The following is a 21,926-nucleotide window of genomic DNA, read 5'->3' on the forward strand; positions in this document are numbered from 1 at the left end:
TGCCACCTCACCCAGGGTGAGAAAACCCACCATCCAGCGCCAGAGCCGGTTCACAACAATGCGGCCGGCGGTGCATTAATCCGGGAATTTGCCGATGGATCTAGGACTGAAGAACAAGCGCGCCCTGGTGCTCGGCGCAAGCCGCGGCCTCGGCGCCGCCATCGCCCAGGGGCTGGCGAAGGAAGGCGCGACCGTGGTCGCAGCCGCACGCAGCAGGGACAAGATCGAGGCCTGGGCCAGGGACCTGCCGGCAGGTTCGGTCGAGGCTCATGAGCTCGATCTTTCCGATCAGACAGCGATCGACGATCTCGCTGACAGGCTTCTGGCCGATGGAGGCGTCGACATTCTTGTGAACAACACCGGCGGCCCGCCCCCCTCCACCGCCGTCGATGCCAAACGCAGCGACTGGATCTCGAATTTCGAGACGATGGCCGCCAATATCTTTCACCTGACCGGGCGTCTCCTTCCGGTCATGCGCGAGCGCAAATGGGGCCGCATTCTGACGGTTACCTCGTCTGGCGTGGAGCAGCCGATTCCGGTTCTGGCGCTGTCGAACGGCATCCGCTCGGCAATCGTCGGCTGGTCGAAGACACTGGCCACGGAAGTCGCCCGCGATGGCGTGACGGTCAACATCCTGATGCCCGGGCGTATCCACACGCAGCGCGTCGTCGAACTCGACACCGCCGCGGCCGGCCGCTCCGGCAAACCGGTGGAGGAAGTTTCCGCGGCAGCAGCGGAAACCATTCCGATAGGGCGCTACGGCGATCCGGAGGAATTCGCCAACATGGCCGTTTTCCTCGCCTCCGAGCGCGCCTCCTATGTCACCGGAACAAAGGTTCGGATCGACGGCGGCGCTACCCGTTCGGTCTGAGCAGGCCTTTGGGTCAGAACCTAGCGTCTCAGCGCACGCCCGAGCGCATGCCACGATGCCTTGGGCGTGCGCTCCAGCGTTTCAAAATCGACATGCACGAGACCGAAGCGTTTCTCATAGCCAAGCGCCCACTCGTAATTGTCGAGAAGCGACCAGACGATATAGCCCTTCACGGGAGCGCCCCCGGCCATCGCGCGCCGCACCGCGCCGAGATGTCGATTCAGGAAGTCGATGCGGGAAGGGTCCGCCACCTTTCCGTTCAGCACCTGATCGGGCGAGGCCATGCCGTTTTCCGTCACATAGATCGGCAGACCCTTGGTGTAGGTATCATGCACCCAGGTGATGAAATGGTGCAGACCTTCGGGATAGATTTCCCAGTTCATCTGCGTCTTGGGCAGCGGCCCCTCGATTTCCCTGAGCGCCGGGAACTGGCCTGAGCCGTCCGGCGCAATCAGCTTGCGCGTATAGTAATTGATACCGAGCCAGTCGACCGGCGTACCGATGATGTCGAAATCGTTCTCGAAGCCTTCCGGCATGTGGGGGCCAAGGCCTTCCAGCACGTCCTCCGGATAGGCCCCGTCGAACACGCCGCCCAGGAACCATCGATTGTAGATTCCATCGTAGAGGCGGGCTGCTTTTTTCGCCGCCTCGCTGTCATCGGCAGGTGCTGCATACTCGAAATTGGTGACGAGGCCGAGACTGCCCATGCCCAGCGCCCGCATGGCCTGCGTCGCGCGCCCGTGCGCCAGAAGCACATGATGCATGGCACGCGCGGTGGCGCGAATATCGCGCAGGCCCGGCGCGTGCTCGCCCATGAAATGGCTGAGCCAGGCCACACACCAGGGTTCGTTGACGGTGGCCGCCGTCGCCACCCGGTCACCGATGCGCTTCATCACCACTTCTGCATAATCGGCAAACCAGCCGGCAATGTCGCGGTTGCGCCAGCCGCCAAGATCGGCAAGCGGCGCCGGCAGATCCCAATGGTAGAGCGTGGCGAAAGGCTTCAGCCCCCGTGCCAGCATGCCGTCGACGAGACGATCGTAGAAATCGAGCCCTTCAGCATTGGGCGCACCGCGCCCTTCCGGGAGGACACGCGACCAGGACGTCGAGAAACGATAGCAGTCAAACCCGGCATCGCGCACCAGGTCCAGATCGCTCTCCCAACGGTGGTAATGGTCGCAGGCCGTCGCCCCGTCCTCACCACGCACCGTATTGCCGGGGGTGGCGGCGAAGGTATCCCAATGCGATGTGCCACAGCCGCCAAACCGGCTACCCTCGATCTGGTAGCTCGAGGTTGCCGTTCCAAAGACGAAATCGTCCGGGAAATCCGTGCGGGAGAACTCAAGCTCCATGGTTTCCGTGTCGGTGGCGGACATGAGGGTCTCCCGGTTTCTATCGTAGTGTTTTGCTCGCCGTCAGCGCCGACGCGGCGGTGCGGTGGTCTGGCCGATTACAAAATCGGCTTCCCATAATTCGCTCTGCAACGGTCCCGCAGGATTCTCGATGCGCTCAAGCAGCATCTGGGCCACGCGCTTGCCCGCGTCGCGAATGGAGGATCGAACCGCCGTGAAATAAGGAATGTCAGGCGTCCTGCCCTTATAACCGGACTGCAGGAAGGAGAGGCAGTCATCGAAGGCGATGATCGACACGTCTTCGCCTGCACGCAGGCCGAGATCGGCCAGTGCCCGCGTCACGCCCATGGCGGGCAGAACGCTCGCCACGAGGATCGCTGTCGGCGGTTCTGCAAGGTCCATCAGTGCGCGTGTGGCGTGATAGCCATAGGGTTCAACCATGTCTGCACTGTGCAGCAGTTGCTCATCAGGCACGATACCCGCCTCCTCGAGCGCCACCTCATAGCCCTGCCTGCGCCGGTCCGCGAAGTTCATCGTTTCAAGGCCGTTGACAAGCGCAACGCGCTGATGTCCCAGATCGAGCAGGAACTTCGTGGCGCGATGAAAGGCGCGGCGGTTGTTGACGTCCATCCAGCAATAGTCCGCTCCCTCCTCGTCGCTGCGCCCATGCACGACGAACGGAAGCCCTAGGGCATTGAGAAGGCCGATGCGGCTGTCACCGGTGAGCGGGCCATGGACCACCACGCCGTCCACACGCTGATCATCCACCAGATCGCGATAGACGCCCTCCTGCTCCTCAAGTGAGGCAAGCCGCAGCAGAATGTCGTAACCGTTCTCGCCGTAGACCTCGCCCGCGCCGGCGATGAAGTCGGCGAAATGCGGGTTGATCATGATATGTTCGGACAGACTTACCACATGGCCGATCATGCGCGACTTGCCTGTGGCCAGGCTCGCCGCGCTGGGGCTCGGGCGATAGTTCAGCCGCTCCGCCGCCTCTATCACCCGGACGCGCGTTTTCTCGGCCACCTCCGGAAAGCCATTGAGCGCCCGAGAGACGGTCGTCTGGGACAGTCCTAGAGCTTCCGAGAGCATCTTCAGATTGATCGCTTTACGGGCAGGCAACACATTTCCTTTTCAAAGCGCTTTAAAAAATTGGTGTCATAGCCTTTCAGGCAGATCAAGCCCTTCTCTCTCAAGGAGCAACAATTTCCAGAACAACCGCCATTAAATCGGTATTTTTCCGAAATTTCGTCGACAGATGCCTTGTCCTCTTGACTCGCGAGCGTCACAGATTGATGCTGAACATATCCAAAGCGCTTTGAATTTTGTTTATATCGTTGTCATTGCGCCGGACCTGCAGAGACCCGAGGAGGAGCGGCCTTGCGCCGCAAAGTGGAGGAACCATGAAGACGTCCATGCTAATCGGCGCGCTTGCCCTGGCGCTGGCCGGCACCGCCGCCGCCGTCACGACAGCCCGGGCCGCCGACCTGAAGTTCGCTCCGGGCGAGGATGCCCGCTTCAACTGGCAGAGTTTTGAGGATTTCAAGGCCGCAAACGACCTCTCCGGTCAGGAGATGAGCCTGTTCGGCCCCTGGCTCAGCGCCGACAAGGATCTGATCGAATCCGTTACCGCCTATTTCGAAGAGGCCACGGGCGCGAAGGTCAATTATTCGGGTTCCGATTCCTTCGAGCAGCAGATCGTCATCGACACACAGGCCGGCAGTGCGCCGAATGTCGCCGTCTTTCCGCAACCGGGCCTCGCCGCCGACCTTGCCTCCAAAGGCCTGCTCGTGCCGCTCGGCAGCGACACCGCTGACTGGATGAAGGACAATTATGCAGCCGGTCAATCCTGGGTGGATCTTGGCACCTATGAGAATCAGGACGGGACCAAAGCTTTTTTCGCTTTTCCCTACAAGGCAGATGTGAAGTCCCTCGTCTGGTACGTCCCGGAGAATTTCGAGGATGCCGGCTATGAAGTGCCGCAGACCATGGAAGAGCTGAAGGCCCTCTCCGAGCAGATCGTCGCCGACGGCGAGACACCCTGGTGCATTGGCCTCGGCTCCGGTGGCGCGACCGGCTGGCCTGCCACCGACTGGGTGGAGGACATGATGCTGCGCACACAGGCACCCGAGGTCTACGACCAGTGGGTGACCAATGAAATTCCGTTCAACGACGAGCGCGTCGTTGCTGCGATCGAGGAATTCGGCGCGTTTGCCCGCAACGACGATTATGTGGATGGCGGCGCGGGCGCTGTCGCCTCAACCGACTTCCGCGACAGCCCCAAGGGGCTCTTTGCCGTACCGCCCAAATGCTACATGCACCGGCAGGCATCTTTCATCCCGTCCTTCTTCCCGGAAGGGACACAGCTTGGCCGCGATGCCGACTTCTTCTACCTGCCGGCCTATGCAGGCAAGGACCTCGGCAAACCGGTGCTCGGTGCGGGCACGGTGTTTGCCATCACGAAGGAATCGGAAGTGGCGCGCGCCTTCATCGAGTTCCTGAAAACGCCCATCGCGCATGAAATATGGATGGCGCAGGCCGGTTTCCTGACCCCGCACAAGGGTGTGAACCCCGAGGCTTACGCCAATGATGCCCTTCGTAAACAGGGTGAAATCCTGACCAGTGCGACCACCTTCCGTTTCGACGGCTCGGACCTGATGCCCGGCAAGATCGGCGCCGGCGCGTTCTGGACCGGGATGATCGACTATGTCGGCGGCAAGTCGGCCGGGGATGTCGCCGGCGACATCCAGAAGGAATGGGACGCCATCAAATAGGCGCGAACACCTGACGAACCCGCCGCCCGAAGGCGGCGGGAAACGGCCAAACCGTGCACATGCGCCCAAGGAGGCAGTCATGGCAATTTCCTCGACCGAAACAGCCCCGCCCGCCGGCTCTCCCGGCCCCGGTGGTTTCTTTCTGAATCTGGCGATTGCGCTCGTCATCATGGTGGCTGGCATCGTCTTCGCGGTGCTGTGTGCCGTCGCCGTCTTTGCCGCGCTCAACACGGTCCTCCCCGACATCAAGCTTGTCCAGGCGGTGCTGGTCATGGTGCTCGGCGTTGCGGCGTGTTTCGGCTATTTCTGGGGCTCCAACCGGCTGCTCGACGTAATCTACCCGCCCCGCGGCAGCCGGGTGGCCGAAAACATCAACGCGGCCAACGGCATCCGACCGTGGCTGTTCCTTGGACCCGCGGTTGTCATTCTCGGCATCTATCTGGTCTATCCGGTTATCAATTCGATCGTCCTGTCCTTCCACGGACCGAGCGGCGAGACCTGGGTCGGCGGGGCCAATTACGCCTGGCTCGCCAAGGACGCGGCCTTCCGCGAGAGCATGCGCAACAACATTCTCTGGCTCATCGTCGTGCCTGCCGCCGCCACTTTCTTCGGGCTCATCGCAGCCGCCCTGACCGACCGCATCGGCTGGGGCAACGTCGCCAAAAGTCTCATCTTCATGCCCATGGCGATCTCGTTCGTCGGCGCGAGCGTGATCTGGAAATTTATCTACGACTACCGCGCCGAAGGCTCCGATCAGATCGGCATCCTCAACGCCATCGTTACTTTCTTCGGGGCAGAGCCGCAGGCGTGGATCACCATCCCCTTCTGGAACAATTTCTTCCTGATGGTCATCCTGATCTGGATCCAGACCGGTTTTGCCATGGTCATTCTTTCCGCCGCCCTCCGCGGCATTCCGGAGGAAACAATCGAAGCCGCCATCATCGACGGCGCTTCTCCCTTTCAGATCTTCTACAAGATCAAGGTACCGCAAATCTGGGGCACCATCGCCGTTGTCTGGACCACGATCACCATTCTGGTTCTCAAGGTGTTCGACATCGTTCTGGCCATGACCAACGGCCAGTGGGGCAGCCAGGTGCTCGCCAACTACATGTTCGACTGGATGTTCCGCGGGTTGGACTTCGGCCGCGCATCCACCATCGCGCTGGTCATCATGGCCATGGTCACCCCCATCATGGTGTGGAACATCCGCGAAGCACGGAAGGACATGAAATGAGCACGCCCGTCGGTTCCCGGCCCGCGCTCGCATGGGTCGTCAACATTTCCGTCATTCTGCTTGTGGCCCTTTGGACACTGCCGACCTTCGGCATTCTCGTCTCTTCGCTGCGCGACAAGGATCAACTCGCCGTCAGCGGCTGGTGGACGGCACTGACCTCATCCGAGCGCAACCTGGTCGCACGCGCGGCACCGCCGGAGAATGCCACGCTGGAAGGTGGCCGCTATGTGCTGACCGGTAACGTGTTCGAGGGCGGCAGCGGAGAGGTCACTGGCTTTGGCATTTCTTCACGCGACCCGTCGGCCTTCGCAGTCGGCGAGGAAGCCGAGCTGCGCGGTGGCGCCACACTTACCGTCGAGGCCAATGGCGACTACACGATTGCCTATGCCGAAGAGCCCGAACCCGGGCGCGGCCAGCGCATTTTCGTGAGTTCCGTCGAGCCGCCGCGCTTCACCACGGAGAATTACGAGAACGTCCTGTTCTCCGAAGGGCTCGGCAAGAGCTTCATCAACACGATGACCGTGACCATTCCAGCCACCGTCATCCCGATTCTGATAGCCGCCTATGCGGCTTATGCCCTGGCCTGGATGGAATTCCCCGGCCGCGCGCTTCTGCTTGCCGCGATTGTCGGCCTGCTTGTCGTGCCGCTTCAGATGTCGCTCATCCCGCTCCTGCGCCTCTACAACACGGTCGGCATCGGCAAGTCATTCATCGGCATCTGGCTCGCGCATACCGGCTTCGGCCTGCCGCTCGCCATCTATCTCCTGCGCAACTACATGGCCGGCCTGCCGCGCGAAATCATCGAGAGCGCGCGCGTCGATGGCGCCTCGGATTTCGAAATCTTTCGCAAGATCATTCTGCCGCTGTCCTTCCCCGCACTCGCCTCCTTCGCCATCTTCCAGTTTCTCTGGGTGTGGAACGACCTGCTCGTTGCCACGGTTTTCCTTGGCAACAATGAGGAACAGCTTGTGCTGACAGGTCGCCTGCGCGAACTGCTCGGCTCGCGCGGTGGCAACTGGGAAATCCTCACCGCCTCGGCCTTCGTGGCCATCGTGGTACCCATTCTCGTTTTCTTCGCAATGCAACGTTACCTGGTCCGCGGCCTTCTGGCCGGGTCCGTCAAAGGAGGCTGACCGCTCCCATGAATGTCCTGCACGATGTTCCCTTCGAACATGCCCCTGGAGCCATCAGCCGCCATGCGGAAGACACCGACTGGTGGCGCGGCGCGGTCATCTACCAGATTTATCCGCGCTCCTTTCAGGATTCCAACGGAGACGGGATCGGAGACCTGAAGGGGATCACCCAGCGCCTCCCCTACATCGCCTCGCTCGGTGTGGACGCGATCTGGATTTCGCCCTTCTTCAAATCACCCATGCTCGACTTCGGCTACGATGTATCGGACTACAGGGAAGTGGACCCGATGTTCGGCTCGCTGGCCGATTTCGACGCCATGATCACCGAAGCGCACCGGCTCGGCCTCAAGGTCATGATTGACCAGGTGATTTCCCACTCCTCCGACCAGCACCCGTGGTTCATCGAGAGTCGACAGAACCGCACCAATCCGCGCGCCGACTGGTATGTCTGGGCCGACCCGAAGCCAGATGGCAGCCCGCCCAACAACTGGCTGTCGATCTTCGGCGGCTCGGCCTGGCAGTGGGACACGAGCCGCTGCCAGTACTATCTGCACAATTTTCTGGCCAGCCAGCCCGACCTCAACTTTCACAATCCGGACGTGCAGGATGCGCTGCTCGACGCGGTGCGCTTCTGGCTCGAGCGCGGCGTCGACGGCTTCCGTCTCGACACGATCAATTTCTATGTTCATTCGGCCGGTCTGGAAGACAATCCGCCGCTTGAACAGAACGAGCGCAACGCCTCCATCGCACCGGCGGTCAATCCATACAATTACCAGGAACATCTCTACGACAAGAACCAGCCGGAAAACCTGGAGTTTCTGAAGCGCTTCCGCGCCCTGCTCGATGAATTCCCCGGCACCACGGCCGTCGGCGAAGTGGGTGACGCGCAGCGTGGCCTCGACATCGTCGCCGAATATACGAGTGGCGGCGACAAGGTGCATATGTGCTATTCCTTCGATTTCCTCTCGCAGGAACCGCTCACACCGAAGCGCGTGCGGGACGTCCTTGAGGCCTTTGAAGAGAAGGCTCCGGATGGCTGGTCATGCTGGAGTTTTTCCAATCATGACGTGGTCCGTCACGCCTCGCGCTGGGCCGACCAGGTGCACGACCGCGCGGCTTTCCTGAAGATGACGACAACACTGCTTTTGTCGCTGCGCGGCTCGGTCTGCTTCTATCAGGGGGAAGAGCTCGGTCTCACGGAAGCGGTGCTCGACTTCAAGGATCTGCAGGATCCCTACGGCATCCAGTTCTGGCCGACCTTCAAGGGGCGTGACGGCTGCCGTACGCCGATGGTCTGGTCGGAAACACAGGTCAATGCAGGCTTTTCGGCGGCAAAGCCCTGGCTCCCAGTCCCGCCGGAGCACCTCCACCTGGCAGTCTCGGCACAGGACGGGCCGAACTCCCTCCTCGCTCATTATCGCCGGGCGCTTGCCTTCCGCGCCCGTCACCCGGTCTTCGCCAAGGGCGATATAGCGTTTCGCGATGCCGGCGAGGACGTTATCGTCTTCGAACGCTCGATGGCTGCGCATTCGATACTGGTGGCCATCAACATGGCCGGTCATCCGGTTGAGCTCGCGTTCGATGCTGGAGCATACGCGACCATGCAGGACGCGGAAAGCAGCGGAGCCGCGGAAAACGGCATATTGAAGCTGCCGGCCTATGGATACTGGTTCGGCAGCAGGGGAGTGGGACAATGACGGCGCTCGACCTGAAAGACATCCACAAGAGCTACGGCGCAACCCGTGTCATTCACGGCATCGACCTGAAGATCGAGGATGGGGAGTTCGTCGTCTTCGTCGGTCCGTCGGGCTGTGGCAAGTCCACCCTGCTGCGGATGATCGCCGGGCTGGAAAACATCACCGGCGGTGATATGTTCATAGGCGGCCAGCGCGTCAACGACATACCGCCCTCACAGCGCGGTATCGCCATGGTGTTTCAGTCCTACGCGCTATATCCGCATATGACAGTCTACGACAACATGGCCTTCGGCATGAAGATTGCCAAAGCGCCGAAGGAGGAATTCGACAAACGCGTGCAGGCGGCCGCCGACATTCTCCAGTTGACACCCTATCTTGACCGGCTGCCAAAGGCGCTGTCAGGCGGTCAGCGCCAGCGGGTCGCCATCGGACGCGCCATCGTGCGCAATCCGAAAGTGTTCCTGTTCGACGAGCCACTCTCCAATCTGGATGCAGCGCTGCGTGTCGCCACGCGCATCGAGATCGCCAAGCTGAAAAGCTCCATGCCTGAAACCACCATGATCTATGTCACGCATGACCAGGTGGAGGCCATGACGCTTGCCGACCGCATCGTGGTTCTGTCGGCAGGCCGCATCGAACAGGTGGGAGGCCCGATCGAGCTCTACGAAAAGCCGGCCAACCTGTTCGTCGCCCGCTTCATCGGCTCGCCCGCCATGAACATCCAGCCCGCCCGAATCGCGAAGACGGGCGGTGAGACGGTTGTCAGCCTTGCCGGGCGCGAAACCGTGGTGCCAATCCCCTCGCCTGAAACGCTCTCCGGGGCGCCGGTCCATTTCGGTGTGCGCCCGGAAGATATGCGGATCGCGGAGGGGGACGACTTCCTCTTCGAGGGCGACGTGCACTTCGTCGAACGCCTTGGAGAAGTGACAAATGTTTACATGAATGTGAAAGATGTGGATGACGCGGTGGTGGTGAAGGTGGCCGGTGTCCAGAAATACGCCAAGGGCGACCGGCTGCGCATCGCCGCGGCCCCGGAAAAGATGCATCTTTTCACCGAAGAGGGCCGCTCGCTCCTCCATATCTGACACATTTTAACCGATTTGAGGATTTCTTGACCCGAATCGAAAGCTTACCTAACCATAAGCGGGTGACTGGGGGGCAGCCAAAAATCCACACTGGATCTGCTCTCTTGTGCTGCCCGTTTTGAAGTGACCGGTTTCGACCTTTTCACCATCATCTCACTTGGAGCGGGCAAATAGCGGGCCTCGTATTGCGTATCCGCGAACCCTAAAGCACCGGCCATCCGGCGGTGCGGATCTGCGGTGAGACCGAATGGCGACTGAGACGAAAGAGAAACGCAGTGCCCGGCAGTACAAAGCCGCATCGCGGCGCGACGTCTCCAGCCTCGCGCGCGGTTATTGCCGTTCCGGCAAAAACATTTCCTACCTGATCGCTGAGGCTGCGCCTGACAGCGCCACAGGAATGGCAAGCATCCTGGTCTCCAACTGGAGTTTCGACACCATCGAGGATGTGGGCCTCAATGCCATCACGCGCCTTGTCGAAAGTCCCATTTCCACATTTCCCGGTGCAGCTCCGCGCGGCTGGCACCCGCTTGCGCTTGCGGCACTCGTCGCCTGTGACGAGGTTGCACACCTTTCGCTTCACCAACAACAGGAAGTGTTCCTCCTCAAGCTCCCCTCGGGAAAGAAGCGCTACGTCGCCCTGATTTCGGCAGATGAGGCCGATGCACTCGACACAACAGAACTCCAGCGCCTGCAGATGGGGCTGTGCCACCTGCTTTCCGGTTACAAGGCAAGAACAAATCCGATCGGCGAGCCGCTTTCCGAGCGCGAACGCGAATGTCTTTACTGGGTTTCCGAAGGAAAAACCGCCGATGAGGTCTCACTCATCATCAACGTGTCATCGAACACTGTGAACAGTTACGTCGCCCACGCGATCCACAAGCTGGCAGCGAAAAATCGCGCGATGGCAATTGCGACGGCCATTCGCAACGGCCTTATATAAAACGGTGGATCGATGACGCTTTCGGACATGGCAGTCGGGCTGCAGGAGCTCACCGAAAGCGTCAGCGCCGCCCGATCTCATCTCTATCTGGTCAATGGTCTTGGGAAACCAAGGCTGACCCCCTGTCTCGAGCAGACGGGCACGCAGAACCACACTGAAGCCCTCGAACTCGCCGGCCGATTAAGCAAGCGCTTCGTGGACAAGCTGTCCGAAACGTTCCATCCGCTTCTCTGGGGCATCGCCATGCCGGAAGAGACTTTTGGAGTGCATTGGGAGGAGATTCCACCGCTTGAGGAGGAAAGTGGCCTGGTACTGCCGCTTGCGACGGACCAGCGACATCATGGCGCCATCTTCTTTCTCGGCGGAGAAATCTGCCTGGAGCGCGATGCATTGCTCGATCTCCATAGCCGGTGTCACGCCCTTTTCACCCGGTTTCTGGAGCACGATCCGCTTCCCGGCGGAACCAGCGGCCCGGCCATATCGAGGCGTGAACTCCAGTGCCTGAAACTCACCGCGAACGGCCTGACCAGCGATGAAATTGCAAAGCGGCTGGGGCTTTCGGTGCACACCGCCAATCAATATCTGGCAAACACCACCCAGAAACTGAACGCGGTCAATCGCGTCCACGCGGTTGCCAAGGCGCTACGCAAAGGCCTCATCGATTAGGTTCGGGACCTGTCAGTATCACTTCAAGGGACACGAGGCGGCAACCGACCAGGGGCCGCGCTGCTATCCGTTGATCAACGGTCTTTCCGTGCGCACGATGCGCGAAGCCTGCAGGGTCTCGGCGAGATAGCGCGAGTTCGCTTCCGGGTCGTCCGAGGGGTTGTCGAAGGCCACATAATTGACCTCCACGCCGGCATTGTCGGCACTCAGCTCCAGCGTGAAATAAACCGTCGCCCCCTGCGGGCGAAGCTCAAGGTCAAGCGATATGCGAGGGCTTCCCCCCCATGTCACATGCGCGTCGCAGCCATGGCCAAGCCGCAATGTGCCCGGCATGAAATACAGTTCCGCAGCCGACTCCACGATATCCGCGACGCTCGCCAGGCTCTCCAGCCGAATGAAAGCGATGTAGTCGGCCACGTCGATAAGACGCAACTCGTTGGCCACCGCGCGAATGGCGTTGGCAACGATAATTTCTCGAGCAGGCGAATGCGGCTGCTTGTCCATAGTGTATCCCTGCTGACTACGGTCTTTCACCGGTTCTGTAGATGCGGCGGATCAGCTCCGCCACGGCCTTGTAGAACTGTGACGGAATCAAATTATCAACCGAAACTTGTTTGTACATGGAGCGCGCGAGCACCGGTTCCTCGAAGACAGGAATGTTGTGCTCCGTGGCGATCTCCCTGATCCTGAGCGCAATGAGATCCTGCCCCTTTGCCACGACAACGGGCGCTGCATCTTCATCCCGTCGATAGCGGAGCGCAATGGCGAAATGGGTCGGGTTGGCGATCACGAGCGTCGCCTGCGGCACGGCCGACATCATGCGCTGGCGGGCGCGGTCGCGCGCAAGCGATCGCAGCCGCGCCTTGACGATCGGGTCACCTTCAGTCTGCTTGTGCTCGTCCTTCACCTCCTGCCTCGTCATGCGCAGGTCCACCCGCCACTGATGACGCGACCAGAAAAGATCCGCGACTGCGATGACCGCCACCACCAGGGTCACGACCACAAGGCTCTGAACCGCGATGTCGCGAATGACGGAAGTGAATTCCACCGGATTGGTGATCATGCCGGCGAGGAGGCGGGTCTCGGCCTCGCGCATCGCCAGAACCAGAAAACCACCTGCCACGATGATCTTGCCCACTGATTTTGCGAATTCGACGAAGCCTTTGGCACCAAAAATCCGGCTCCAGCCCTCTTTCAGCGAGATACGCGAAAGTTTCGGCTTGATCCGGTCGAGCACAAAGCGCGGCGTGTTCTGCAGGACGGATGCGGCAACGCCAGCCGTCACGAGCAGAAGCATGACGATGCCGACAACCTTTGCGATCTCCATGAAAACGAGCTGGTAAATCGCCATCGCATCGGAGCGTGTTTCAAGCGACCAGCCATCCGCCCGCTCAAGAAAGATGGACAGGAAGCTGCCAAGCCGCACCGCGCTGTCCTGCGCGAAGAAGATTGTGAATGTCAGAATGGCAAGAAAGGATGCAAAAACCGGCGCCTCTTTTGAAAAGGGCAATTGGCCCTTGTCGATAGAGTCACGGATCTTCTTTTCCGTTGCCTCTTCTGTCTTGCTTTCCTTGTCGGCACCTTCCGCCATCAGGACCTTCGCTCAGACGATTGAAGATGTAGTCGCCCGGCCCCACGGGATCGCGCGCCGGGCTTCTCCTTCCGAAACCGTCAGGCGGCTTCCTGCTGCTGCATGCTGGGCAGGACAAAACTACCCTGCTGCGCGAGCTGAACCGCACTCGCGGAGATGCGTCTGCGGGCCTGCATGATGTCGGCCTCCTGCACGTCCTCCGAACCGGTGCTGAGCTCGGCTTCGATCATGCGGCGCGTGCGCTGGCCCAGTGCCGAGAGGACAGCCTCCACGGTATTCTCCGGCGCGTTTCGAAGTGCCAGCGTGACAAGCTCGCTCGACAGACCGTCGAACAGCGCAACACGCGCCTTCTGGTCGAGCAGCACGATCTCCTCGAAGCTGAAAAGCTGCGAGCGGATCGCCTTCACGTCGCTTGTGCCTGTCAGCTCCAGATCGTGAATGACCTCGTCCGCCTGATCCTTGTCGAGTTCGTTCAGCAGCGATGCGACACGTGCGAGCCCGACAGCGGAATCCTTGCCCGCGCGCATGTTGCGCAAAAGGTCACTCATCCGGTTTTCAATAAGCTTCTTCGCCTGCACCGGCATTTCACCCGTTGCGGCCATGCGGCTGACGACGGAGGTCCGCAGGTTCTTGTCCAGGCTCACCAGAACCTTGGCCGCGATGGACGAAGAGATACCGCTTAGAATGGCCGCGATAACCTGCGGGTGTTCCGCCGAAGTCAGTTCGATCAATTCTTCAGCCGGCAGCTTCTCAAGTTCCGCCCAGACCTCCTCTGCCTCGCTGGCGACCGGCGCATTGCGCCCCATGAGAAGGTTCATCTCTTCTTCGGAAAGGGTTTCATTGAGGATCGTGTCGATGCTGTCCGCAGAATCGAGCAGTCCGGCCCCTTCAGTGAACTCGCTCTCAAATTCGCTGACCACCTTCTCCAGTTCCGCCTGCGGAATTGTCCGCAGCAGGCGTGCCCCTTCCATGAGCGCCTTGAGTTCGTCCTGCTTGAAGAACTTCAAGAGCCGCCCCGCCGAGGGCTTGCCCATGGCCACGAGAATGGTGGCTGCCTTCTGTGCCTGTGTCAGAGCCAGAGCTTCAGTCATGACCGATCCGACCTTTCTATCTGCAATCCGTTATCCGCGTTACTCAGCAGATGCCTTGCCGGCGATTTCAGTCAGTTTCACACCGAAGCGTGACGGATCGTCATCGACCAGCGTAATCTCGCCGCGCGCGATGCGCCGGCCGTTCACCACGATCTCCACCGGTTCGCCGACACGCCGGTTGAGCGATACCGTCGAACCCTTTTTCAGGGCCATGAGCTGCGATACCGGCATCTCGGCACTGCCCAGTACAATCTGGACCTCAACCGGGATGCTCATGACCAGGTCTGGATTTCCCGAAAAGGAATCGACCCTTTCACGCGCACCGGGGCTATCCTCGTGAAGAACGTCCTTGAGTTCCTCAATCGCCTTGTTGAGCTCTTCCTCGCCGTTTTCCTGCGGCTCAGGCTCGGCATTCGTCATCGTCATTCTCCTTCACCGCCTATCCGGCACATCATTGCGCCAGAAGTCCCTCGACGACATCCTTGCGGGCGTCGAAGGGCTGTTTGATCCGCACCGTGTAGTGATGTCCGGCCTTTCCGAAGTCACAGGTGAACACCGTCTTGTCGCGCACGGCGAGCCGCGCCTCAGGCTGCGCGCCGTCGCCAAACTCGATCACCTGACCTTCGTGAAGCGATGCGAGTTGTCCAAGCGCCATGCGCATCAGCGGAATGGTCGCTTTGAGGCGCACATTCGAGCGCATGACCTCATCGCTGAACCGGTTGTGCCAGTCGGCCGCCTTCGCATTCTGCTGGCGCTTGTCGTCCGCCTCGGCGTCGCGCGTTTCAAGCAGCAGCCGTTGCGGCATCCATGCGGTCAAAAGGCCGCCCTGCTCTTCCCCGCCGACGGCAAACCGTATCCGCACACCCGGACCGTCACGCACGACGAAGCGGCGAAAATCCGCACCCGCCAGCACCGTGGGCATTTGCAACCGCAGGCCAAGAGAACGAGCGCCTTTTCCGTTCAGCGCCTTTGCGAAGAGCTCGAAAGCATGGGCCGCGACATCGCGCTCGATGGCAGAAGGCGGGCGCTCGACCGGAACCGCCGGCAGCTCGGGATTGCCGCCGAACATCGCACCGACGAGCAGGGATATGGCCGTGGGGTCGAGCCGCATGGTCAGCGCGTCTCCGGAAACTTCTCCGGAAACGACCACCAGCGCATCGCAGCAATCGGGCTGGGGCTTCAGCTCCGCAAGCCGCACGATCTCCACATCAACCAGATCCACCGCAATCGGTGTCGGCAGCTTTTCTTCCAGGCTTTCCATCACGCGCGGCAGGGCTCGTGTCGCACAGGAGCGCGCCGCCTCGACCACCTTTCGCGGATCTCCGGTAGCGCCCACCAGCCGCTCCACGACAAGCGCACGCATCAGTTCTGGGTCTTCCGTCAGCGCCATGATCGGCTGTTACTCCGTTGATCCTGCTGCATCACGCGGCCTGCTTTTCGCCACCGGCATTCATGGTGCTCTGCTCGACCGCATCGATCGTCGGCCGGTCATAAGCGGAAATGGTCTTGCGGCCGAACTCAAGCGCCACCTGCGGCAGCGAGCCGTTCATGTAGGCAAGCAGCGTCTGCTTCACGATGACGTAGAGCCGGTTCTTCTTTTCGCGCACGATCTTGATCTTGGTCGCGATCGGGCCGACCACGGCATACGACATGAAGATGCCGAGGAACGTACCCACAAGCGCGGCGCCGACCAGGCCACCCAGTATCTCGGGCGACTCGTTGATCGCGCCCATGGCCTTGATGACGCCTAACACGGCAGCCACGATGCCGAGCGCCGGCAATCCCTCGGAGACGGCGACAAGTGCATTGTATGATTTCAGCTTGTCGCGGCGGATGGTCTGGATTTCCTCATCCATCAGCGCCTCGATCTCGAAGGGCCGGGCATTGCCGATAATGATGATACGGCAGTAATCGCAGATGAAATTGGTAAGATCCTTGTTTTTCAGGATCGTCGGATAGGTCTGAAAGATCGCGGATTCTTCCGGGTTGTCGATATGGGCTTCAACCTCGCTGCGCGACTTGGTTCGCAATTCCCGCATCAGGCTGTGCAGGACACCGAGCGTCTCGAGATATTCGGTTTCCTTCGGAACCGCGCCCTTGAATGCCTCGACACAGGCCTTGCCGGCGTCTTTCACGGTCGACATGGGGTTAGCGACCAGAAACGTGCCGAATGCCGCGCCGCAGATGATCACGAATTCCCACGGCTGGAAAAGCACGTCCACATGCCCGCCCATTGCCATATAGCCGCCGATCACGCAGCCGAGCGTTACCACCAGTCCAACAAGAATACCCATCTATACCGCCATCTTTTATAGGCCTCTCCTCCTGTGTATCCGCCGTGGCTTGCGTGAGGCTTGAATGCCGAAAGTCTGCGCGAAAGCCTCGCGCAAGATAGGCGAACTAGGGTTGCGCAACCGAAGATGGCGGAGGGTGCGCCTTGATCAACACGTTCACGAGCTACAACCTCATCAACCGAGACCTGTCCCGGTCGCTGGAGCGCGTGCAGTCGCAGCCCATGGTGCAGCGCGAGACCGAATATTATCAGGAGAACATCGGCCGGGTGACCTCCATTGAGGAGTTCGTCAATGACGACCGCCTCTTCCGCTATGCCATGAAAGCACACGGGCTGGACGACATGGCCTACGCCAAGGCGTTCATGGTGAAGGTTCTGGAGGAGGGCATCAGCGACCCCGACAGTTTCGCCAACAAACTGACCGACAAGCGCTATGTCGAATTTGCCCGCACCTATAATTTTGCGGCCGGTGGCGCCGACACCACCAACTACAATCCGGCGCAGAAGGGAACGGTCGACAAATATCTCACACGCGCCATCAAGAACGGCACGGCACCGAACGATCCCGCACTGATCGGCAGCATCAACAACTATCTGGCGAAAATTCCCGACATCAAATCCGTCGATGATCTGATGGGCGACCAGGACATGCTGACCTTCGCGCTCATGGCGCATGGGTTCGAGGTGGACGAAGTGATCGACCTCAAATTCCTGCGTTCGGTTCTGGAGGGCGGCATCGATGATCCCGAAAGCCCCGCAAACCAGACCGAAGACAAGCGCTACAGGGCACTCGCGGAAGCCTTCAATTTCGCCCGCTACGGCGAAGACGCGACCACCTACAACATCGCAAACAACCTCGCCGTCGAACGCTATGTGCGCCAGACGCTCGAAGAAGACGCAGGCAGGGAAAACGAGGGCGTGCGGCTGGCGCTCTATTTCCAGCGCAAGGCCCCCGAATTCCGCTCCTACTACGAACTGCTCGCTGACAAGGCCATTGCCCAGGTGGTGCGCACTGCGCTGGGTTTCCCCGCAGCGCTGGCCCAGGCCGACATCGACAAGCAGGTCGAGATGATCAGGGAACGCATCGACATCGCGGATTTTCGGGATCCGGAGAAGCTGGAGGACTTTCTGAAGCGCTTCACCACCATGTGGGAGCTTGAAAACCCGACCAGCTCCCAGCAGACCTCCATCGCCGCGCTGTTCAGTCAGCCGGCGGAGTTCGGCATCTCCACCGACATGCTTTTCACCATTGCGCAGCTGAAGAGGTAAGAGACCCCATGCAGACCGGACTCTACGTCGCCCTGTCCTCCCAGGTGGCGCTTGAAAAGCGCCTTGGAACACTGGCCGACAACGTCGCGAATGCCGGTACGGTCGGCTATCGCGCCACATCGGTAAACTTCCGCGACATGGTCAATGGCGACGGCCCGGATTCTGTCTCGTTTGCCGCACCCGGCACACCCAGCATTGCCATCCATGCGGGCGGCCTGCGCGAAACGAAAAACCCTTTCGACTTCGCAGTACAGGGCGATGCCTGGTTCGCGCTCGAGACGCCGGCCGGCACAGTTGTCACGAGGGATGGCCGCTTCACCATGCGCGAGACCGGCGAACTGGTCAGCATAGACGGGCACCCGGTGCTCGACGCCGGCGGCGCGCCGCTGCTGCTCGATCCCCTTGCCGGTCCGCCTGAGGCAAGCGCCGATGGCACGCTGCGCCAGAATGGCCAGCTGGTCGGCGCCATCGGCCTCTACGCCTTCGCCCCCTCGCAGGACTATGCGCGGTTCGGCAACTCCGGCTTCGTTGCCAATGATCCGCAACCGGTGATCGACCAGCCGGATGCGGGCGTGGCGCAGGGTTTCGTGGAAGAAGCCAACGTCAACCCGGTTCTCGAAATGATGAACCTCATTGAGGTGCAGCGCACCTTTGAACACGTCTCGGCGCTGATGAGCGATAGCGACACCGCGCTGAAAGATGCCATCAAACTGCTGGGCGCATGAGTGAAGCCGTGACAGAACCCGCAGTGCCAGCCCCGCCGCCGAGGGAAACCGTGCTCACGGCACTGGAAGAAGCCTATCGGCGCATCGCGGGCGATGAGCGTTTTCTCGTCCGGCATGGCGGGCGCGTCAGCGAAGTTTCTCCCACGCATTATGGCGTGCGCGGCCTGTCTGAAACGGCACGGCTCGGTGATCTGGTATCGCGGCGCAATCGCAAAGGCGGCATTGCCGGCGCGGGCGAAGTGGTGCGCATCACGCAGGACGGTGTTCTCGTCGCGCCATACGAAGAGGCCGGTTCCGTCGGTCTGGGCGAAGCTGTGTTCAACCGTGGACAACTCGATCTCGCGCCCGCCCCCTCCTGGCGCGGCAGGGTCGTGGACGCGCTTGGCCGGCCCGCCGATGGGAAACCCGCTCCCGCTGGCGGACCTCCGGCCTCCGGCTTCGCCCCCGTCACGCCGCCGGCCATGCAGCGGCAGCGAGTTTCGGAAGCGTTCCGGACGGGCGTTCGGGTCATCGACATCTTCACCCCGCTTTGCCATGGGCAGCGGCTCGGCGTTTTCGCCGGTTCCGGTGTCGGCAAGTCTACGCTTCTATCCATGCTGGCCAACGCGGATGCATTCGATACGGTGGTGATCGCGCTGGTGGGAGAACGCGGGCGTGAAGTCCGTGAATTCCTAGAAGACACGATCGGACCGCAGGGCATGGCCAAATCGGTGGCTGTGGTCGCCACCAGCGACGAAAGCGCCATGATGCGCCGGCGCGCGCCGGATACAGCCATGAGCGTCGCGGAATACTTTCGCGATCGCGGTGACAAGGTGCTGCTCATTCTCGATTCCATCACGCGCTTTGCCCATGCCCTGCGCGAGGTCTCAATCGGCGCCGGCGAGCCACCCGTGGCGCGCGGCTATCCTGCCTCGGTGTTCACGGAACTGCCGCGCCTGCTCGAACGCGCCGGGCCTGGCGAAACCGGCCGCGGCTCCATTACCGCAATACTGTCCGTCCTTGTCGATGGCGACGATCACAACGATCCCGTCGCCGACGCCGTACGGGGCATTCTCGACGGTCATGTCGTGCTCGACCGCGCCATTGCAGAACAGGGACGCTTTCCACCCGTCAATCCGCTGGCCTCTATCTCGCGCCTTGCCGATCGCGCCTGGAAACCCGACGAAAAACGCCTCGTAACCCGGCTACGCTCCATGATCGCCCGTTTTGAGGACACACGCGACATTCGCCTGCTCGGCGCGTACCAGCCCGGAAACGATGCCGAGCTGGATCAGGCCGTGCGTCAGATACCGCTGATCTACGATGCCCTCACCCAGTCGCCGAACGATCCACGTTCGACTGATCCCTTCACGGATCTGGCGATGAAACTGAAAGCCGGAGAACCGGTACAATGACGCTGAAACTGGCCAGTCTTGAACTGCCGGACGGGCGGCGAACCGAGCCGAACCCGACCGCCGCACCCATTGTCGAGGCTCCTCCGCCTTCCCGACGATCCGCATTTCTTCCACGTCGCCTTCAAAAAGCGAGCGCCCTGCACAAGCCGAGCAGCAGCCGGAGTGACTGGATGATCATGCTCGGCGGCATCGGGCTTGCCGCCGTCTGCGCCATGTTTCCCTGGTATATCTTCTTCAATCAGGAACAGTTTGGCGTTCGCCCCATGACATTTGCCGGCCGCCCCTCCCCGCAGGGACCTTCACGCGAGGCTCTGCCGGCATTGGTCGGCGCACGCATTCCCTCCCAGATGATCCCGCTGCCACAGGTCGACTACACCTCCACCGGCACGGTCGACCGCACACCGACCGGGGTGCTTGAGGATCAACCTTTCCCCGGCGATGAGCCGGGCTTCCGCCTGGTACACGCGGTCGGGGGGCGCGCCATGATCGAAGATGAAGACGGCTACTGGCTGGTCCAGCGCGGTTCACGCCTGCCGGATGGCAGCCGCGTCGCCCAGATCGTTTGGAAAAACGGGCAGTGGGAAATGATCACGACGCGCGAACTGGTGATCAAGCTGTCTGCCGAAGACGGGACGTAAGGCCCGCACAAGACTGGCTGCCTAAAGTGCCGTTCAGGATGTTTGCATAGACCGAGAGACCTGCCTGATGCAGCCCGTCAACCTGTTCGATCTCGCCACCCAGCAGGCGAAATGGCTTTCCGTCCGTCAGACGACGGTGGCGAGCAATGTCGCCAACATCAACACGCCCGGCTACAAGGCGCTTGAGGTCGAGCCGTTCGAAAATGTTCTGAACGGCTCGCGGGTGGCTTTGAAGAGCACCAATCCGAACCATCTGCAATTTGGCGCGACCAACGCTTCCTTCGCCGTCGGCAGCACCGAGGACCCGGCCGTCCTGCCCTCGGAGAACACGGTGAAAATGGAAGACGAACTGGCCAATGCAGGTGAGGTTCGTCGCTCGTTCGAGCTCAACACGGCCATCGTCAAGGCCTTTCACCGCATGCTCATGAACACGTCGAGAGGATAATCCGTGGACCCGCTTTCCGCATCCCTGAAAGTCGCCGCATCCGGCCTGCAGGCACAGTCCGAGCGCATGCAGGTGGTTTCGGAAAACCTGGCGAACGCCAAGTCCACCAGCGACATTCCGGGCGGAGATCCCTATCGCCGCAAGACGATCAGCTTCGTCGCCGAGCTCGACCGCAATATCGGCGGCAGCGTCGTCGAGGTCGGATCGGTCGCCCGCGATCCCACCGAGTTCACCCTTGAGTTCAACCCCGGCCACGAGGCGGCAGACGAGCGCGGCTACGTCAAGATGCCGAATGTGAACGTGCTGATCGAGATGGCCGACATGCGCGAGGCCAATCGCGGCTACGAAGCGAACCTGCAGGTCATCAAGCAGGCGCGCGAACTCATTTCCATGACCATTGATTTGATGCGGAGCCAGTCATGATTCCTCCAGTCGGCAGCATTGCCCCTTCGACACTGACGGAAGCCACCGGTGTCCAGCCGGCACGCCAGGCCCCCGCCTCCGAAACCGGAGAAGCCTTCAGCGCCATGCTGGGCGAAGCAGCCGCCAACACCATGGCAAGGCTCAACCACGCCGAGGGCGTCTCGCTGAAGGCACTTCAGGGCGAAGCCGAAACCCGCGAAGTGGTGGATGCCGTCATGAGTGCCGAGCAGGCGCTGCAGGCGGCGATCGCCGTCCGCGACAAGCTCGTCACCGCCTATCTCGACATCAGCCGCATGGCCATCTGA

The 21,926-nt window shown here is 61.2% G+C and carries 23 protein-coding genes; 15 read left to right on the forward strand and 8 right to left on the reverse strand.

The window, feature by feature from the left end; translation table 11 throughout:
• Positions 1-94 precede the first annotated feature (94 nt).
• Entirely contained in the window at positions 95-871 is a 777-nt protein-coding gene (locus tag KUG85_RS16740; protein ID WP_223006139.1) for an SDR family oxidoreductase, read from the forward strand.
• 20 nt (positions 872-891) lie between these two features.
• Here the strand turns inward: KUG85_RS16740 and KUG85_RS16745 are convergent, their stop codons facing one another.
• Together KUG85_RS16745 and KUG85_RS16750 are read right to left on the reverse strand one after the other, a co-directional pair.
• Positions 892-2,247, reverse strand: coding sequence for a GH1 family beta-glucosidase (locus tag KUG85_RS16745; protein ID WP_223006140.1), 1,356 nt, complete (start codon positions 2,245-2,247; stop codon positions 892-894).
• A gap of 39 nt (positions 2,248-2,286) precedes the next feature.
• Entirely contained in the window at positions 2,287-3,345 is a 1,059-nt protein-coding gene (locus KUG85_RS16750; RefSeq protein ID WP_223006141.1) for a LacI family DNA-binding transcriptional regulator, read from the reverse strand.
• 281 nt (positions 3,346-3,626) lie between these two features.
• Here KUG85_RS16750 and KUG85_RS16755 point away from each other — a divergent pair, with 281 nt between their 5' ends.
• The 7 genes from KUG85_RS16755 (at position 3,627) to KUG85_RS21200 (ending at position 11,752) form a co-directional block, all read left to right on the forward strand.
• The gene (locus KUG85_RS16755) at positions 3,627-4,997 is read left to right on the forward strand and encodes an ABC transporter substrate-binding protein (protein ID WP_223006142.1); all 1,371 of its coding nucleotides are present in this window, start codon (positions 3,627-3,629) and stop codon (positions 4,995-4,997) included.
• 79 nt (positions 4,998-5,076) lie between these two features.
• Positions 5,077-6,231 carry a carbohydrate ABC transporter permease gene (locus KUG85_RS16760; protein WP_255606461.1) on the forward strand — a complete coding sequence of 385 codons (1,155 nt, stop codon included), beginning with the start codon at positions 5,077-5,079 and terminating at the stop codon, positions 6,229-6,231.
• Positions 6,228-7,364, forward strand: a complete 1,137-nt coding sequence (locus KUG85_RS16765; protein WP_223006143.1) for a carbohydrate ABC transporter permease — start codon at positions 6,228-6,230, stop codon at positions 7,362-7,364. Before KUG85_RS16760 ends, KUG85_RS16765 begins: the two co-directional genes overlap by 4 nt.
• Before the next feature lie 8 nt (positions 7,365-7,372).
• Positions 7,373-9,061, forward strand: coding sequence for a beta-galactosidase BglA (gene bglA / locus KUG85_RS16770; protein ID WP_223006144.1), 1,689 nt, complete (start codon positions 7,373-7,375; stop codon positions 9,059-9,061).
• Positions 9,058-10,146: an ABC transporter ATP-binding protein gene (locus KUG85_RS16775; protein WP_223006145.1), complete on the forward strand. Its 1,089-nt coding sequence runs from the start codon at positions 9,058-9,060 to the stop codon at positions 10,144-10,146. Before bglA ends, KUG85_RS16775 begins: the two co-directional genes overlap by 4 nt.
• 247 nt (positions 10,147-10,393) lie before the next feature.
• A complete protein-coding gene (locus KUG85_RS16780) occupies positions 10,394-11,086 on the forward strand; it encodes a helix-turn-helix transcriptional regulator (RefSeq protein WP_025029099.1) in 693 nt (230 codons plus the stop codon).
• Between the two features lie 12 nt (positions 11,087-11,098).
• Entirely contained in the window at positions 11,099-11,752 is a 654-nt protein-coding gene (locus tag KUG85_RS21200) for a helix-turn-helix transcriptional regulator (RefSeq protein WP_223006146.1), read from the forward strand.
• Between the two features lie 63 nt (positions 11,753-11,815).
• Here KUG85_RS21200 and KUG85_RS16790 read toward each other — a convergent pair whose 3' ends face one another.
• The 6 genes from KUG85_RS16790 to motA all read right to left on the reverse strand — a co-directional run bounded on the left by KUG85_RS16790 (position 11,816) and on the right by motA (position 16,728).
• Complete coding sequence (locus tag KUG85_RS16790; RefSeq protein WP_025029097.1) at positions 11,816-12,256, reverse strand: hypothetical protein; 441 nt, start codon at positions 12,254-12,256, stop codon at positions 11,816-11,818.
• 16 nt (positions 12,257-12,272) lie between these two features.
• A complete protein-coding gene (gene flhB, locus KUG85_RS16795) occupies positions 12,273-13,343 on the reverse strand; it encodes a flagellar biosynthesis protein FlhB (RefSeq protein ID WP_065815711.1) in 1,071 nt (356 codons plus the stop codon).
• Between the two features lie 80 nt (positions 13,344-13,423).
• Entirely contained in the window at positions 13,424-14,434 is a 1,011-nt protein-coding gene (locus KUG85_RS16800) for a FliG C-terminal domain-containing protein (protein WP_223006147.1), read from the reverse strand.
• A gap of 39 nt (positions 14,435-14,473) precedes the next feature.
• Positions 14,474-14,860 carry a flagellar motor switch protein FliN gene (fliN, locus tag KUG85_RS16805; RefSeq protein WP_065815713.1) on the reverse strand — a complete coding sequence of 129 codons (387 nt, stop codon included), beginning with the start codon at positions 14,858-14,860 and terminating at the stop codon, positions 14,474-14,476.
• A 25-nt stretch (positions 14,861-14,885) separates the two neighbouring features.
• Positions 14,886-15,824 (reverse strand): FliM/FliN family flagellar motor switch protein, encoded by a 939-nt coding sequence (locus tag KUG85_RS16810; protein WP_223006148.1) that lies wholly within the window; start codon positions 15,822-15,824, stop codon positions 14,886-14,888.
• Positions 15,825-15,855: 31 nt separating this feature from the next.
• Positions 15,856-16,728, reverse strand: a complete 873-nt coding sequence (motA, locus tag KUG85_RS16815; RefSeq protein ID WP_065815715.1) for a flagellar motor stator protein MotA — start codon at positions 16,726-16,728, stop codon at positions 15,856-15,858.
• A gap of 143 nt (positions 16,729-16,871) precedes the next feature.
• Between motA and KUG85_RS16820 the strand changes: the two genes are divergently transcribed.
• The 7 genes from KUG85_RS16820 to KUG85_RS16850 all read left to right on the forward strand — a co-directional run bounded on the left by KUG85_RS16820 (position 16,872) and on the right by KUG85_RS16850 (position 21,926).
• The gene (locus tag KUG85_RS16820; RefSeq protein WP_065815716.1) at positions 16,872-17,996 is read left to right on the forward strand and encodes a DUF1217 domain-containing protein; all 1,125 of its coding nucleotides are present in this window, start codon (positions 16,872-16,874) and stop codon (positions 17,994-17,996) included.
• An 8-nt stretch (positions 17,997-18,004) separates the two neighbouring features.
• On the forward strand, positions 18,005-18,721 hold the full coding sequence (gene flgF, locus KUG85_RS16825) for a flagellar basal-body rod protein FlgF (RefSeq protein WP_065815717.1): 717 nt from the start codon (positions 18,005-18,007) through the stop codon (positions 18,719-18,721).
• On the forward strand, positions 18,718-20,115 hold the full coding sequence (gene fliI / locus KUG85_RS16830; RefSeq protein WP_065815718.1) for a flagellar protein export ATPase FliI: 1,398 nt from the start codon (positions 18,718-18,720) through the stop codon (positions 20,113-20,115). Before flgF ends, fliI begins: the two co-directional genes overlap by 4 nt.
• Positions 20,112-20,753, forward strand: a complete 642-nt coding sequence (locus KUG85_RS16835) for a hypothetical protein (RefSeq protein ID WP_065815719.1) — start codon at positions 20,112-20,114, stop codon at positions 20,751-20,753. Before fliI ends, KUG85_RS16835 begins: the two co-directional genes overlap by 4 nt.
• 67 nt (positions 20,754-20,820) lie before the next feature.
• Positions 20,821-21,198, forward strand: a complete 378-nt coding sequence (flgB, locus tag KUG85_RS16840) for a flagellar basal body rod protein FlgB (protein WP_223006149.1) — start codon at positions 20,821-20,823, stop codon at positions 21,196-21,198.
• 3 nt (positions 21,199-21,201) lie between these two features.
• Positions 21,202-21,621, forward strand: coding sequence for a flagellar basal body rod protein FlgC (flgC, locus tag KUG85_RS16845; protein WP_007008633.1), 420 nt, complete (start codon positions 21,202-21,204; stop codon positions 21,619-21,621).
• On the forward strand, positions 21,618-21,926 hold the full coding sequence (locus KUG85_RS16850; protein WP_223006150.1) for a flagellar hook-basal body complex protein FliE: 309 nt from the start codon (positions 21,618-21,620) through the stop codon (positions 21,924-21,926). Before flgC ends, KUG85_RS16850 begins: the two co-directional genes overlap by 4 nt.

Source organism: Nitratireductor rhodophyticola (genome assembly GCF_019891355.1).
In the GTDB taxonomy this organism is placed as follows: domain Bacteria; phylum Pseudomonadota; class Alphaproteobacteria; order Rhizobiales; family Rhizobiaceae; genus Nitratireductor; species Nitratireductor rhodophyticola.